Source organism: Enterobacter cloacae complex sp. IR53041, from assembly GCF_049238285.1.
GTDB classification, from domain to species: domain Bacteria; phylum Pseudomonadota; class Gammaproteobacteria; order Enterobacterales; family Enterobacteriaceae; genus Enterobacter; species Enterobacter roggenkampii.
On the sequence record NZ_JBMKHB010000009.1, the window covers coordinates 83,339 to 96,981 of the forward strand.

The following is a 13,643-nucleotide window of genomic DNA, read 5'->3' on the forward strand; positions in this document are numbered from 1 at the left end:
TATATCGTAATGTGAACAATTCCGCTATCTGTGAAGCAATTCCGGTTTCAGGTTGCTTTTTTCTGTCAGGATTCACATTTATGTAAGCAACACGTTATAGATACATACTCTTTTGTGGCCTGGATCGAAAAAAGGACTCTTCTGATGATTAAGTTTAGCGCAACGCTCCTGGCGACGCTGATTGCGGCGAGCGTGCAGGCAGCGACGGTCGATTTACGTATTCTGGAAACGACCGATCTGCACAGCAACATGATGGATTTCGATTACTACAAAGATACCCCGACGGAAAAATTCGGACTGGTACGCACGGCGAGTTTGATCAATGCGGCGCGTGGCGAAGTGAAAAATAGCGTGCTGGTCGATAACGGCGATCTCATTCAGGGCAGTCCGCTCGGGGACTACATGGCGACCAGGGGGCTGAAAAAAGGCGAGATCCATCCTGTTTATAAAGCGATGAACACCCTGGACTATACCGTCGGTAACCTCGGCAACCATGAATTCAACTACGGTCTAACATACCTGCATGATGCCCTGGCAGGCGCAAAATTCCCGTACGTTAACGCCAATATCATCGACGTTAAGACCCAAAAGCCGCTTTTTACGCCTTACCTGATTAAAGAGACTGAGGTTGTCGATCAGGACGGGAAAAAACAGACGCTGAAAATCGGCTATATCGGTTTTGTCCCGCCGCAGATCATGACGTGGGATAAGGCCAACCTCGACGGTAAGGTGACCGTTAACGACATCACCGAAACCGCGCGTAAATACGTGCCGGAAATGCGCGAAAAAGGCGCCGATCTGGTGGTCGTTGTCGCCCACTCGGGCCTCTCCGCCGATCCGTACCAGGCCATGGCAGAAAACTCCGTTTACTACCTGAGTGAGGTCCCGGGCGTCGATGCGATCCTGTTCGGCCACGCCCACGCGGTCTTCCCGGGCAAAGACTTTGCCAGCATCAAAGGGGCCGATATAGAGAAAGGGACGCTTAACGGCGTGCCGTCGGTGATGCCGGGCATGTGGGGCGACCATCTTGGCGTGGTGGATCTGGTGCTGAATAACGACGGCGGCCGCTGGAAGGTTACGCAGTCAAAAGCCGAAGCGCGCCCAATTTACGACGCTGCTGCGAAAAAATCGCTGGCGGCGGAAGATAAAAAACTGGTCGACGTGCTGAAGCACGATCACGACGCCACGCGCGAATTCGTCAGCAAGCCGATCGGCAAATCCGCCGACAGCATGTACAGCTTCCTGGCGCTGGTGCAGGACGATCCGACCGTCCAGGTCGTCAACATGGCGCAGAAAGCCTATGCCGAACACTTTGTGCAGGGCGATCCGGATCTGGCGAAACTGCCGGTGCTCTCCGCCGCTGCGCCATTCAAAGTGGGCGGACGTAAGAATGACCCGGCAAGCTATGTGGAGGTCGAAAAGGGCCAGCTCACCTTCCGTAATGCCGCCGATCTCTATCTCTACCCGAATACGCTGGTAGTGGTTAAAGCCACCGGGAAAGAGGTAAAAGAGTGGCTGGAGTGTTCTGCCGGACAGTTTAACCAGATTGACCCACACAGCAGCAAGCCGCAGTCGCTGATTAACTGGGACGGCTTCCGCACCTACAACTTCGACGTGATCGACGGCGTGAACTACCAGATTGACGTCACCCAGCCGGCGAAATATGACGGCGAGTGTCAGGCGATCCACCCGCAGGCGGAGCGCATTAAAAACCTGACCTTCAACGGCAAGGCGATCGACCCGAATGCCACTTTCCTGGTGGTGACCAATAACTACCGTGCCTACGGCGGTAAGTTTGCCGGTACGGGAGATAGCCACATCGCCTTTGCCTCGCCGGACGAGAACCGCTCTGTGCTGGCGGCGTGGATCAGCGCCGAGTCGAAAAAGGCCGGCGAAATTCATCCGGCGGTGGATAACAACTGGCGTCTGGCGCCGATCCACAGCGATACGCCGCTGGATATCCGCTTTGAAACGTCACCGTCCGAGAAGGCAGCCGCGTTTATTAAGGAGAAGGCGCAGTATCCGATGAAACAGGTCGCGACGGATGATATTGGGTTCGCGATTTATCACCTGGATTTAAGTAAGTAGCGGCGATTGTGCCGGGTGGCGCTTCGCTTACCCGGCCTACGGGATGGAAGATTATGGGTAGGCCGGGTAAGGCGAAGCCGCCACCCGGCTTTTACGCCGCGCGATCGTCCCGATTCGCCATCACCTTCGGCGTATTCACCTCAATCCAGTCCGCCAGCGCGGCGACTTTCTCGCTGACCTCGATCCCCATCGGGGTCAGGCTATACTCTACGTGCGGCGGCACAACCGGGTACGATACGCGATCGACAAACCCGTCCTGCTCCAGCGCCTGAAGCGACTGGGACAGCATCTTTTCGCTCACCCCGCCCATTTTACGGCGCAGATCGCTAAAGCGATGCGTTCCCTGGCGCAGCGCCAGCAGAATCAGTACCCCCCAGCGGCTGGTAACGTGTTTGAGCACCTCTCGTGAAGGGCATTGTTCCGCGAAGAGATTGCCATCGCGCAATTGTTCGCTGAGCGTCGGTATCGTTGTTTTCATACTTACCTTTTTGTACGTACTTACTAAAAGTTAGCTATGGTGCTAGTGTGCCACAACACCAGACAAACACGAAGGAGATTCATCATGATCGCGATTACCGGCGCCACCGGCCAGCTTGGCCATCTCGTTATCGAACAGCTGTTGAACACCGTACCGGCGAACCAGATTGTGGCCATCGTACGTAACCCGGCAAAAGCTGAAGCCTTAAGCCAGCAGGGAATTGTGGTTCGTCAGGCGGACTACACGGATGAAGCCGCATTCACCGCCGCGCTGAACGGCGTGGATAAGCTGCTGCTGATCTCGTCCAGCGAAGTCGGCCAGCGCGCGATCCAGCACCAGAACGTGATTAACGCCGCCAAAGCGGCAGGGGTGAAATTTATCGCCTACACCAGCCTGCTGCATGCGGATACCTCGCCGCTCGGTCTGCACGTTGAACACGTTGCCACTGAAAAAGCGCTGGCGGCGTCCGGCATTCCTTATGCCTTGCTGCGCAACGGCTGGTATACCGAAAACTATCTGGCGAGCGCGCCGCCTGCGCTGGAACACGGCGTGTTTATTGGTGCGGCAGGCGAAGGCAAAATTGCCTCTGCCACCCGCGCAGACTATGCCGCGGCGGCAGCGAAAGTGATTGCTGAAGAGGGCCATGCGGGCAAGGTGTATGAACTGGCGGGCGACCACGGCTGGACGCTGAGCGAACTGGCGGCTGAACTCAGCAAACAGAGCGGAAAGCCGGTCACCTACCAGAATCTCAGCGAAGCGGATTTTGCTGCCGCGCTGAAGAGCGTCGGCCTGCCTGCCGGGCTGGCCGATATGCTGGCGGACTCCGATATCGGGGCCTCCAAAGGCGGGCTCTTTGACGACAGCCATACGCTGAGCAAACTGATCGGGCGCCCAACCACTACTCTGGCGGAGAGCATTAAAGCCATTCTGTAATTGTTACGGGATGGTTATTTTTTGTGGCATCCCCTCGGGGCATCTTTGATAATGAAAAGATGACCCACAAGGAGGCTCACCGTGCAAGGCGTACCGGAACAGTTTAATGATGAAAGAGACAGCGCGCGCTTTCGCCATCTGGCGCAGCTGCCGGGCCTGGAGCTGTATCACGCGCACATTTCTGACTACGCCTTTGAGCCTCACACCCATGAAGCCTTCGGCATCGGCACGATTGAAACCGGTGCCGAACGCTTTCGCTATCGCGGCAGCCAGCATCTCGCGGCGGAGAAATCCGTCGTTACCATGAACCCGGACGAGATCCACACCGGCGAATCCGCCACCGAGGGCGGCTGGCGCTACCGGATGGTCTATATCGAACCCGATCTGCTGGAAGAGGTGACCGGCCTCCGACACTGGTGGTTCAGCGACGTGACCCGTCATGATCCGTTACGCTCACAGCAAATCGGCAGGCTTATTTACGGCTTGTGGCACACGGACGATCCGCTTGCGCAAAAAGGATTACTGCTGGATCTGATTGAGACCTTCCAGCCGTTTGCCCACCACGCGCCACGGGTTCAGGAAGGCGCGCACCGCTTCGAACGGGTACGCGAGTACCTGCACGACAACTATATGCGCGCTCTGACGCTGGACGAGCTGGCCAGCGTCGTCTCGCTCAGCCAGTATCATTTCCAGCGCCAGTTCAAAGCCCATTTTCACGTGACGCCGCATCAGATGCTGATGGCCATTCGACTCTGGCGCGCCAAAGCGTTTCTCACCCACGGCATGCCCGCCGCAGAGGTTGCCGCCGCAACCGGGCTGACCGATCAGTCACATCTGACCCGCGCGTTTACCCACCGCTACGGCATTACGCCCGTGCGCTACCAGAAGCAGGTTACACGGCGCTAATGCGCAATCTCATACAATACGCGCGCATTCGCCCCTCCTACACTGACTACAGCGTAAATACCTGTGGATGGAAAAATGATTAGTGGAGTGTTGTATGCCCTGCTGGCCGGGATGATGTGGGGACTGATTTTTGTCGGCCCGCTGATCGTGCCCGAGTATCCGGCAATATTACAGTCGACCGGACGTTATCTGGCGCTGGGGCTGATTGCCCTGCCCCTGGCGTGGCTGGGACGCGCGCGCTTGCGCCAGCTCAGCCGTCAGGACTGGGGGACCGCACTGGCGCTGACCATGATGGGCAATCTTATCTATTACGTTTGCCTCGCGAGTGCCATTCAGCGTACCGGTGCGCCGGTATCGACCATGATTATCGGCACGCTGCCGGTCGTCATTCCCGTCTTTGCTAACCTGCTCTACAGCCAGCGCGATGGTAAACTGGCGTGGTCAAAAATGGCCCCGGCGCTGGTATGCACCGCCCTGGGGCTGATATGCGTCAATATTGCCGAGCTGCGCCATGGGCAGGGCGATGTTGACCTGTGGCGGTACGGTTCTGGCATTCTGCTGGCGTTCATTTCCGTGGCGTGCTGGGCATGGTATGCCCTGCGCAACGCGCGCTGGCTGCGTGAGAACCCGGACAAGCACCCGATGATGTGGGCGACGGCGCAGGCGCTGGTCACGCTGCCCGTATCCGTCGTGGGGTATCTCGGCGCATGCCTCTGGCTGGGCCATCAGCAGCCGGACTTCGTCCAGCCCTTCGGGCCAAGACCCTGGGTGTTTATCGGCCTGATGGTGGCGATCGCGGTGCTGTGTTCATGGGTAGGCGCGCTGTGCTGGAATATTGCCAGCCAGAAGCTGCCGACGGTGATATTAGGGCCGCTGATTGTCTTCGAAACCCTGGCCGGACTGCTTTATACCTTCCTCATGCGCCAGAGCGTACCGCCGCTGTTCACGACCTGTGGGATCGTGCTGCTGGTTGTGGGGGTAGTGATGGCGGTGAGAGCGAAGCCGGAAAAACCGAGGGTCGTTCCGGCGTCGGAGGTGTGATATTTGCCGGGTGGCGGCTCCGCCTTACCCGGCCTACAAGGAGCCGTTTCGTAGGCCGGGTAAGCGCCAGCGCCACCCGGCATGATGTTAAAACGTTTCCCAGTTTGCTTCAGACGCCGCCGCTGCAGGCTGCGCTTTTGGCACATAGGTTTTTACCGGCGCCGCTTTGACCGCCTGGTTGCGGGTAATTTTGAACACCGCCACCGCTTCGTTCAGGCGTGCAGCCTGATCTTCCAGCGCCGCCGCCGCGGCCGCAGACTCCTCCACCAGTGAGGCGTTCTGCTGGGTCACGCGGTCCATCTCGGCTACCGCCTGGCCCACCTGGTCGATACCGCGGCTCTGCTCGTCAGAGGCCGAAGCAATTTCGCCCATAATGTCGGTGACGCGGGTGACCGCATTGACGATCTCAGCCATCGTGGCCCCGGCTTCGTTAACCAGCTGCGAGCCCGCGTTCACGCGTTCGCCGGAGTCATCGATCAGCGCTTTGATCTCTTTCGCCGCCTGAGCGCTGCGCTGGGCAAGGGTACGCACTTCCCCTGCCACCACCGCAAAACCACGGCCCTGCTCGCCTGCACGGGCCGCTTCTACCGCCGCGTTCAGCGCCAGAATATTCGTCTGGAAGGCAATCCCGTCGATCACGTTGGTAATTTGCGCGATTTTGCTGGAACTGGTGGCGATTTCGTCCATCGTCCGCACGACGCCTTCCACCACGTTACCGCCCTTCTTCGCCGTGGAGGAGGCATCCAGCGCCAGACGGGAAGCCTGACGCGCGTTATCGGCGTTCTGCTTCACGGTCGCCGTCAGCTGTTCCATGCTGGCTGCCGTCTCTTCCAGAGACGCGGCCTGCTGCTCGGTACGGGAAGAGAGGTCGTTACTGCCAGCGGAGATTTCGCCTGCACCGGTATAAATCGTATCTGCGCCTTCGCGCACCACGCCCACGGTGTTCGCCAGCGAAGTTTGCATCTCCTGCACGTTGCGCGCCAGGATGGCCATTTCATTTTTTCCGTCTGCCTGAATCGGCTGGGTGAGATCGCCTGCCGCAATGGCGCGAATATGGTTGATCACCTCTTCCAGCGGCAGCAGCAGCACGCGGCGCATCGCAATCCAGCTGGAGATAATCACCACGATCACCAGCAGCATGACCGCAGAGAGGATCCACAGGATGCGCTTGTAATCACTTTCGTTATCCTGAATGCCTTTATCCGTGAGCGCGGCCTGCGCTTCACGCCATTCACGATAAACCGTCTGCATCGCATTCTGTTTTTGTTCGGCATTCTGCTTGAACATATCTTCCAGATTGCCCTGGCTCAGCAGAACATTCATTTGCGTCAGCGTTGCAGAGTAAATGCGGTACTGCTCCTCGAGTTGGTTGGTCAGGTTCTCATCCAGGCCTGGCGTATTCGGCAAGGCATAGTATTTATCGTAATGAACCTGGGCTTCAGTCAGCAGATTTTTCGCCGTGGTCACCAGCTCATTCAGCTGACCGCCGTTAATTTGCGAGGCCATGCTGCTTTGCAGGCGCAGCATTCCGCGGTTCAGGGTGACGCGCGCCTGGTTCAGACTGATCCACGCATCGGTAAACTCCGCCACGTTCTTGCTGGAGAGCTGCGACACGGTAAAGTTGTCTTTATCGTTATTCAGGGCGTTGATAAAGATACCGGCGGAAATCATTTGCATGATGCCGAGCACAAGCAGCACCGAAATCAGAAGGGTAATGACTTTTATACGTTTAAACATGCGTTGCCTTTGTTATATGCAGGTTTGTCTGACGTGGATATATCGGCAGGTGCAGCGGGTTGTTTACTGTTTCTCCACCTTTAAAAAGTTTCGAAACCACTTTCCTGAACCCATTCAGAGAGTTAAATCGGATATTTTTTGTGATCTGCATCTCACTTTTACCCTTCCCTCTAAAGGGTTATAGCGTCGCTTAAAAGATGCATTTAATATGCATCTTTTATTATTGATGATGAGGTAACTGCTATGGCCTTTCGCGACCAACCCCTGGGCGAGCTGGCGCTCTCCATTCCTCGCGCTTCTGCGCTGTTTCGCAAATACGATATGGACTACTGTTGCGGCGGTAAGCAAACCCTGGCACGGGCGGCCCTACGCAAAGAGCTGAACGTTGAGGTGATTGAAGCCGAGCTGGCGAAGCTGGCCGAGCAGCCCGTCGACAAAGACTGGCGAACCGCTCCGCTCGCGGAAATCATCGACCATATCATCGTGCGTTACCATGACCGTCACCGTGAACAGCTGCCTGAGCTGATCCTGCAGGCGACCAAAGTCGAGCGCGTGCATGCCGACAAACCTTCCGTACCGCGCGGTCTGGCGAAATACCTGACCCTGCTGCACGAAGAGCTTTCCAGCCACATGATGAAAGAAGAGCAGATCCTCTTCCCGATGATTAAACAGGGAATGGGAAGCCAGGCGATGGGGCCCATCAGCGTGATGGAAAGCGAGCATGATGACGCGGGCGAACTGCTGGAAGTGATCAAACACACCACCCACAACGTCACGCCGCCGCCAGAAGCGTGCACAACGTGGAAAGCGATGTACAACGGCATTAACGAGATGATTGACGACCTGATGGAACACATCAGCCTTGAGAACAACGTTCTGTTCCCGCGGGCATTAGCGGGGGAATAAAAAAGCCCGGTGGCGCTAGCGCTTACCGGGCCTGCAAGGTCCTCGAACGTAGGCCGGGTAAGCGTCAGCGCCACCCGGCAACATGCTTAACGCATGCCAGCCATCCGTTTCTTACCGATAAACATCCAGCCCAGCCCCAGCGCGATAAACCACAGCGGCGTGACGATCAGCGCCTGACGGGTATCATCTTCCAGCGTCAGCAGAACCAGCACGAAGACGAAGAACGCCATGCACACCCAGCACATCAGCTTGCCCAGCGGCATCTTGTAGATCGATTTTTCATGCAGGTGTGGGCGCTGTTTGCGGTACACCAGATAGGAACAGAGGATGATGGTCCAGACGAACATAAACAGGATCGCTGAGACCGTGGTAATCATGGTGAACGCGCCAATCACGCTTGGGTTTACGTAGAGCATCACCACGCCGCCCAGCAGGCACATGCAGGAGAAGGTCAGCCCTTTCGCAGGTACCGCACGCTTAGACAGCTTGGCGAACGCGCTCGGCGCCACACCTTCCTGCGCCAGACCAAACAGCATACGGCTGGTTGAGAACACGCCGCTGTTCGCGGAAGACGCCGCTGAGGTCAGCACCACGAAGTTAATCAGGCTCGCCGCCGCAGGCAGCCCCACCAGCACGAACAGCTCAACGAACGGGCTCTTGCTTGGCACCACCGAGCTCCACGGCGTCACGGACATAATGATGATCAGCGCGAAGACGTAGAACATGATGATACGCACCGGAATGGAGTTGATGGCGCGCGGGAGAGACTTCTCCGGATCTTTGGTTTCCGCAGCGGTCGTTCCGACAAGCTCAATCCCTACAAACGCGAACACCGCAATCTGGAAGCCGGCAAAGAAGCCGCTGATACCTTTCGGGAACCAGCCTCCATCATTCCACAGATGGGTAAACGACGCCTGAACGCCGGTTGGTGACTGGAAGTGGGTGAGCACCATCACCAGGCCCACCACGATGAGCCCGACAATGGCCACGATTTTGATCATCGCGAACCAGAACTCCATCTCACCGAACATTTTAACGGTGGCGAGGTTCAGGCTCAGCAGCAGAACAATAACCGCCAGCGAGGCCACCCAGTCCGACAGCCCGGGGAACCAGAACTGCGCATAGGCGGTTATCGCCACGACGTCCGCCATACCGGTCACGACCCAGCAGAACCAGTAGGTCCAGCCGGTGAAATAGCCCGCCCATGGCCCGAGCAGGTCTGAAGCGAAGTCGCTGAAGGATTTGTATTCGAGGTTCGAGAGCAGCAGTTCACCCATTGCACGCATCACGAAGAACAGCATAAAACCGATAATCATATAAACGAATATGATTGACGGTCCGGCGAGACTGATGGTTTTGCCTGACCCCATAAACAGCCCGGTACCGATGGCACCCCCAATAGCAATGAGCTGAATATGACGGTTTGTGAGATTGCGCCGTAGCGACTGTTCAGACGACGCCTCTTCGTCGGCGACGACTTTGACCTGATCTACCATGTGATATTTTCCTGTTTATGCCTGTCTGTGTTGTTAAGGCTCTTCTGGCCTTTAAATACGTCAAAAAAATGACGTTCCCTTGTTAGGGCTAATCGATATTAGGTAAGAATCGGCGGGATGAATACTATGATTTAGATATTATGTTAATAATATGTTGAAAGTGAGTGTCATATCACTCATGCAGCGCGAAACAGCTCACAAAAATACACGCAACAGTTTCGTTTGCAAGATAAAATATTGATTCCGACTTAACTATAGGTTTTCACGCTATTTTCCCCTCCCCAACCGGGGAGAGGAAATAAGAAAAGTCGATTACAGAATTTCCAGCAGCTCGACTTCAAAGACCAGAGTGCTGAATGGCGGGATGGACGCGCCAGCGCCGCGCTCGCCGTAAGCCAGGTTGTGCGGGATAGTCAGTTCCCATTTGGAACCGACTGGCATCAGGGTCAGCGCTTCGATCCAGCCCGCGATAACGCCATTCACCGGGAACTCAGCCGGTTCGCCGCGCGCGACGGAGCTGTCGAAGACGGTACCGTCGATCAGCTTACCGGTGTAGTGTACGCGAACGTGGTCGGTACGCGCCGGGATTGCGCCATCGCCCTGATTGATCACGCGGAACTGCAGACCAGACTCGGTGCTGTTCACGCCTTCACGCTCACGGTTCTCTTCCAGATATTTCACACCTTCGGCGGCCATCTCTTCAAAGCGCGCGCGACGCACGGCGTCAGCACGCTCGTGGATTTCACGCAGCGCACGGTGCACAACGTCAACCGGAACGGCAGGCTGTTTACCTTCCAGCGCGTCAGCGATACCCGCCACCAGCGCTTCAGGTAACAGACCTTCCAGGCCGGATTCGCTCAGCTGCTGTCCTACCTGCAAGCCGATACCGTAACTTGCCTGCGCTTCGATAGTGTCAAAAGTCGGGGTGGTCATGGGTTTTCCTTCCATCACATTTAAAGTAGCGGGCAGCATATCAGCCATGCCCTTATGGGTAAAACTTTGTCTGAAGTTAAGGTGACAAACCGCGACGAAACAGAAACAATAGAGAGAACCAGGATTAATCCCGAACTGATGTCACGGATGTCGGGTTTACTACGCCGTTCAGGCAGTTAGCAAACTATACTTCGGGGCACAGGATAAAAAATACGCGGAGCAGGAGGAGTGCCATGCCCGGGCGATTTGAACTGAAACCTACCCTGGCGAAAATCTGGCAGGCGCCGGACAATTTTCGCATCATGGATCCGCTGCCTCCTCTGCATCGCAGAGGGATCATCATTGGTGCGCTGATGGTGATTGTGGGCTTCCTGCTTCCTTCCGGTGGCGATGATGTTGATACTGCCCCCGTCACCCGCAATGCTCAGCTGGACCTTCAGTCGCAAACGCGACCGCAGCCTGACGCACAGCCGATGCAGACGCAGCTCGTTACCCCGTCTAACGATCCGGGTCAGGTCGCGCCGGTTGAGCCAGAGCCGATTCAGGACGAACAGCCACAGGAACAGGCCGCCGCCCCGTCTCAGCCTCAGACCCAACAACCCACCGGCATTGAGCAACAGTGGCGTTCCTATCGCGTAGAGCCGGGTAAAACGCTGGCGCAGCTGTTCCGTGACCACAACCTGCCGCCGACAGACGTGTATGCCATGGCGAAGGTGGAAGGCGCGGGTAAACCGCTCAGTAACCTGCAGAATGGCCAGATGGTGCAAATTCGCCAGAATGCCAGCGGGGTGGTGACAGGATTAACGATTGATACCGGAAATGGACAACAGGTGCTGTTTACCCGCCAGACAGACGGCAGCTTTATCAGGGTACGTTAAGGGCGGGGTTCTGTAAAAAGCAAAACGCCGGCACAAGGCCGGCGTTTCAATGTGAGCAGAGTAAAAAATTACTCAGCTACAACGTTAACAACCAGTTTAGCGAACACTTCGCTGTGAACCTGGAAGTCAACTTCGTGCTCACCAGTGGTACGCAGAACGCCGTTCGGCAGACGAACTTCGCTCTTAGCCACTTTAACGCCTGCTGCAGAAACTGCATCAGCGATATCGCGGGTACCGATGGAACCGAACAGTTTACCTTCGTCGCCAGCTTTGGACGCGATGGTAACGGTGCCCAGTGCGTTGATTGCTTCAGCGCGAGCGTTAGCAGCCGCCAGAACGTCAGCCAGTTTGGCTTCCAGTTCAGCGCGACGTGCTTCGAAAAACTCTACGTTTTTCTTGGTAGCTGGAACAGCTTTACCCTGTGGAACCAGGAAGTTACGAGCGTAACCCGCTTTAACGTTTACCTGATCACCCAGGCTGCCCAGGTTTGCTACTTTATCAAGCAGAATAACTTGCATTACCTTATCCTCTTAAAGTCGTATTAATGGACCGTGCCCGATTACTGATGACGATCAGTGTACGGCAGCAGGGACAGGTAGCGAGCGCGTTTGATAGCGCGAGCCAGCTGACGCTGATATTTTGCACGAGTACCGGTGATACGGCTTGGGACAATCTTACCGCTTTCGGTGATGTAGTTTTTCAGCGTTGCGATATCTTTATAGTCGATCTCTTGAACGCCTTCCGCGGTGAAACGGCAGAACTTGCGACGACGGAAATAACGTGCCATATGGCTAGTCTCCAGAATCTATCAAATCAATCTGCTCGGCATGCAGAACCATTTTGCTCAGACCGTTCTTTGCCTTGTGGCAAGAGATGAACCCCTGAACGATTACTGCACTACCGACCGTTAAACTGTGAGTAATGGCCTGGTTTTCGTGTCCGCTAATAATAACGGGCATTTGGCACCACGCCTGCCGGTGAAACCCGGCTTCCTCTTGCACAGAACGATGCTCAAGCACGAACTGGCAATGCGGAATTCCTGATGGACTGACCTTTCGAAGGGGAGCCCTGCATACGATGCCGGACAACGCCAGACGGTTGGTCATCAGAAATTACTCTTCAGAATCCCCAGCATCAGAATCATCTGCGGTTTCGTTTGCGAAATCATCGCGACGCTCACGGCGCTCGTCTTTCGCTTTAACCATCGGAGATGCTTCGGTCACTGCGTTTTTGGTACGCATAACCATGCTGCGGATAACGGCATCGTTGAAGCGGAAGTTAGTTTCCAGCTCATCGATCACTTCCTGCGGCGCTTCAACGTTCATCAGAACGTAGTGTGCTTTGTGCAGTTTGTTGATCGGATAAGCCAGCTGACGGCGGCCCCAGTCTTCCAGACGGTGGATCGTGCCCGCTGCTGCAGTGATTGCACCAGTGTAGCGCTCGATCATACCCGGAACCTGTTCGCTCTGGTCAGGATGGACCATAAAAACGATTTCGTAATGACGCATCGAATTGCTCCTTACGGATTATTCAGCCTCCTGTCTGGGTCAGCCGAGGCCCGGGGAGGCAAGGAACGTGTTAAAGGTCGGCTGAAAAATTGACGCGTCATAATACTTGCGCGCCCCTGGAAACTCAAGCTGATTGCACAAATAATTCGCACAAAGCGCGAAGCGGGTCTAAGTGGGTGATTTAAAATTACTCACATCCGTAAGCGGTGTTTTTTTGAACAACTGCATCAGAAATGGTCACGCATCCCCGCCGGAGGAATGATTACACTTTAATCAGAGATAACCGAAACAGAAGAAGGAGCATCCCCCCTCTCACAGCACGCAGTCGTGGAGCGCATATCATGAAAAAAATCGCATTAGCCATAATGGCGGCGCTTTTGCTCAGTGCAAACGCGATGGCAGCCATCAAGATAGACAGCCGACAGGCCAGAAACATGGATGATGTGCACAGCTTAGGCGTAATCTATATTAATCATAATTTCGCCACCGAAAGCGAAGCAGATCAGGCACTAAATGAAGAGACCGACGCCCAGGGCGCAACTTATTACCACGTGATGTTAATCCGTGAGCCCGGCAGCAACGGCAATATGCACGCCAGTGCAGATATTTACCGATAACGCCTTAACGCTAGCACCAGGAAAGCCAACAACGAGAACATAGCCATAGTTGACGTTGCCCCCTGCCCGGGGGCTTTTTTTGTGAATGGCTCCGGAATACCACCGGTTACAACTGTTTTTCG

The 13,643-nt window shown here is 55.8% G+C and carries 15 protein-coding genes; 7 read left to right on the plus strand and 8 right to left on the minus strand.

Annotation, left to right across the window (positions count from 1 at the left end; all coding sequences use genetic code 11):
- The first annotated feature begins 144 nt into the window (after positions 1-144).
- On the plus strand, positions 145-2,088 hold the full coding sequence (locus ACOTXF_RS08860; protein WP_047744922.1) for a bifunctional 2',3'-cyclic-nucleotide 2'-phosphodiesterase/3'-nucleotidase: 1,944 nt from the start codon (positions 145-147) through the stop codon (positions 2,086-2,088).
- A gap of 91 nt (positions 2,089-2,179) precedes the next feature.
- Here ACOTXF_RS08860 and ACOTXF_RS08865 read toward each other — a convergent pair whose 3' ends face one another.
- Positions 2,180-2,566 carry a winged helix-turn-helix transcriptional regulator gene (locus ACOTXF_RS08865; RefSeq protein WP_008502885.1) on the minus strand — a complete coding sequence of 129 codons (387 nt, stop codon included), beginning with the start codon at positions 2,564-2,566 and terminating at the stop codon, positions 2,180-2,182.
- 84 nt (positions 2,567-2,650) lie between these two features.
- Between ACOTXF_RS08865 and ACOTXF_RS08870 the strand changes: the two genes are divergently transcribed.
- The 3 genes from ACOTXF_RS08870 (at position 2,651) to ACOTXF_RS08880 (ending at position 5,446) form a co-directional block, all read left to right on the plus strand.
- A complete protein-coding gene (locus tag ACOTXF_RS08870; RefSeq protein ID WP_045415439.1) occupies positions 2,651-3,499 on the plus strand; it encodes an SDR family oxidoreductase in 849 nt (282 codons plus the stop codon).
- Between the two features lie 81 nt (positions 3,500-3,580).
- Positions 3,581-4,405 carry an AraC family transcriptional regulator gene (locus ACOTXF_RS08875; protein ID WP_232926826.1) on the plus strand — a complete coding sequence of 275 codons (825 nt, stop codon included), beginning with the start codon at positions 3,581-3,583 and terminating at the stop codon, positions 4,403-4,405.
- 75 nt (positions 4,406-4,480) lie between these two features.
- Entirely contained in the window at positions 4,481-5,446 is a 966-nt protein-coding gene (locus ACOTXF_RS08880) for a DMT family transporter (RefSeq protein ID WP_045335505.1), read from the plus strand.
- Positions 5,447-5,533: 87 nt separating this feature from the next.
- On the opposite strand, the gene ACOTXF_RS08885 is transcribed toward ACOTXF_RS08880, so the two are convergent.
- Complete coding sequence (locus ACOTXF_RS08885; protein WP_045415437.1) at positions 5,534-7,183, minus strand: methyl-accepting chemotaxis protein; 1,650 nt, start codon at positions 7,181-7,183, stop codon at positions 5,534-5,536.
- Between the two features lie 243 nt (positions 7,184-7,426).
- Here ACOTXF_RS08885 and ytfE point away from each other — a divergent pair, with 243 nt between their 5' ends.
- Positions 7,427-8,089, plus strand: a complete 663-nt coding sequence (ytfE, locus tag ACOTXF_RS08890; RefSeq protein ID WP_008502890.1) for an iron-sulfur cluster repair protein YtfE — start codon at positions 7,427-7,429, stop codon at positions 8,087-8,089.
- A gap of 86 nt (positions 8,090-8,175) precedes the next feature.
- Here the strand turns inward: ytfE and cycA are convergent, their stop codons facing one another.
- Both cycA and fklB read right to left on the minus strand, forming a co-directional pair.
- Positions 8,176-9,585, minus strand: coding sequence for a D-serine/D-alanine/glycine transporter (gene cycA, locus ACOTXF_RS08895; protein WP_008502891.1), 1,410 nt, complete (start codon positions 9,583-9,585; stop codon positions 8,176-8,178).
- A 312-nt stretch (positions 9,586-9,897) separates the two neighbouring features.
- Complete coding sequence (gene fklB / locus ACOTXF_RS08900) at positions 9,898-10,518, minus strand: FKBP-type peptidyl-prolyl cis-trans isomerase (protein WP_008502892.1); 621 nt, start codon at positions 10,516-10,518, stop codon at positions 9,898-9,900.
- A gap of 233 nt (positions 10,519-10,751) precedes the next feature.
- Between fklB and ACOTXF_RS08905 the strand changes: the two genes are divergently transcribed.
- The gene (locus ACOTXF_RS08905) at positions 10,752-11,396 is read left to right on the plus strand and encodes an OapA family protein (RefSeq protein WP_008502893.1); all 645 of its coding nucleotides are present in this window, start codon (positions 10,752-10,754) and stop codon (positions 11,394-11,396) included.
- Positions 11,397-11,464: 68 nt separating this feature from the next.
- Here the strand turns inward: ACOTXF_RS08905 and rplI are convergent, their stop codons facing one another.
- From rplI to rpsF, 4 genes are read right to left on the minus strand one after another with little or no spacing between them, the layout of a single operon-like run.
- Complete coding sequence (gene rplI / locus ACOTXF_RS08910) at positions 11,465-11,914, minus strand: 50S ribosomal protein L9 (RefSeq protein ID WP_008502894.1); 450 nt, start codon at positions 11,912-11,914, stop codon at positions 11,465-11,467.
- Between the two features lie 41 nt (positions 11,915-11,955).
- A complete protein-coding gene (gene rpsR / locus ACOTXF_RS08915) occupies positions 11,956-12,183 on the minus strand; it encodes a 30S ribosomal protein S18 (protein ID WP_000135199.1) in 228 nt (75 codons plus the stop codon).
- A gap of 4 nt (positions 12,184-12,187) precedes the next feature.
- Complete coding sequence (gene priB, locus ACOTXF_RS08920) at positions 12,188-12,502, minus strand: primosomal replication protein N (RefSeq protein WP_008502895.1); 315 nt, start codon at positions 12,500-12,502, stop codon at positions 12,188-12,190.
- 6 nt (positions 12,503-12,508) lie between these two features.
- A complete protein-coding gene (rpsF, locus tag ACOTXF_RS08925) occupies positions 12,509-12,904 on the minus strand; it encodes a 30S ribosomal protein S6 (protein ID WP_008502896.1) in 396 nt (131 codons plus the stop codon).
- 341 nt (positions 12,905-13,245) lie between these two features.
- On the opposite strand from rpsF, the gene yjfY reads away from it, so the two are divergent.
- Entirely contained in the window at positions 13,246-13,521 is a 276-nt protein-coding gene (gene yjfY / locus ACOTXF_RS08930; RefSeq protein WP_008502898.1) for a DUF1471 family protein YjfY, read from the plus strand.
- The last annotated feature ends 122 nt before the right edge of the window (positions 13,522-13,643 follow it).

Bases quoted from the DNA above. Each gene is read 5' to 3' on its own strand.
- ACOTXF_RS08860 (WP_047744922.1), top strand. From the start codon at position 145: ATGATTAAGTTTAGCGCAACGCTCCTGGCGACGCTGATTGCGGCGAGC.
- ACOTXF_RS08865 (WP_008502885.1), bottom strand. From the start codon at position 2,566: ATGAAAACAACGATACCGACGCTCAGCGAACAATTGCGCGATGGCAAT.
- ACOTXF_RS08870 (WP_045415439.1), top strand. From the start codon at position 2,651: ATGATCGCGATTACCGGCGCCACCGGCCAGCTTGGCCATCTCGTTATC.
- ACOTXF_RS08880 (WP_045335505.1), top strand. From the start codon at position 4,481: ATGATTAGTGGAGTGTTGTATGCCCTGCTGGCCGGGATGATGTGGGGA.
- ACOTXF_RS08885 (WP_045415437.1), bottom strand. From the start codon at position 7,183: ATGTTTAAACGTATAAAAGTCATTACCCTTCTGATTTCGGTGCTGCTT.
- ytfE (WP_008502890.1), top strand. From the start codon at position 7,427: ATGGCCTTTCGCGACCAACCCCTGGGCGAGCTGGCGCTCTCCATTCCT.
- cycA (WP_008502891.1), bottom strand. From the start codon at position 9,585: ATGGTAGATCAGGTCAAAGTCGTCGCCGACGAAGAGGCGTCGTCTGAA.
- fklB (WP_008502892.1), bottom strand. From the start codon at position 10,518: ATGACCACCCCGACTTTTGACACTATCGAAGCGCAGGCAAGTTACGGT.
- ACOTXF_RS08905 (WP_008502893.1), top strand. From the start codon at position 10,752: ATGCCCGGGCGATTTGAACTGAAACCTACCCTGGCGAAAATCTGGCAG.
- rplI (WP_008502894.1), bottom strand. From the start codon at position 11,914: ATGCAAGTTATTCTGCTTGATAAAGTAGCAAACCTGGGCAGCCTGGGT.
- rpsR (WP_000135199.1), bottom strand. From the start codon at position 12,183: ATGGCACGTTATTTCCGTCGTCGCAAGTTCTGCCGTTTCACCGCGGAA.
- priB (WP_008502895.1), bottom strand. From the start codon at position 12,502: ATGACCAACCGTCTGGCGTTGTCCGGCATCGTATGCAGGGCTCCCCTT.
- rpsF (WP_008502896.1), bottom strand. From the start codon at position 12,904: ATGCGTCATTACGAAATCGTTTTTATGGTCCATCCTGACCAGAGCGAA.
- yjfY (WP_008502898.1), top strand. From the start codon at position 13,246: ATGAAAAAAATCGCATTAGCCATAATGGCGGCGCTTTTGCTCAGTGCA.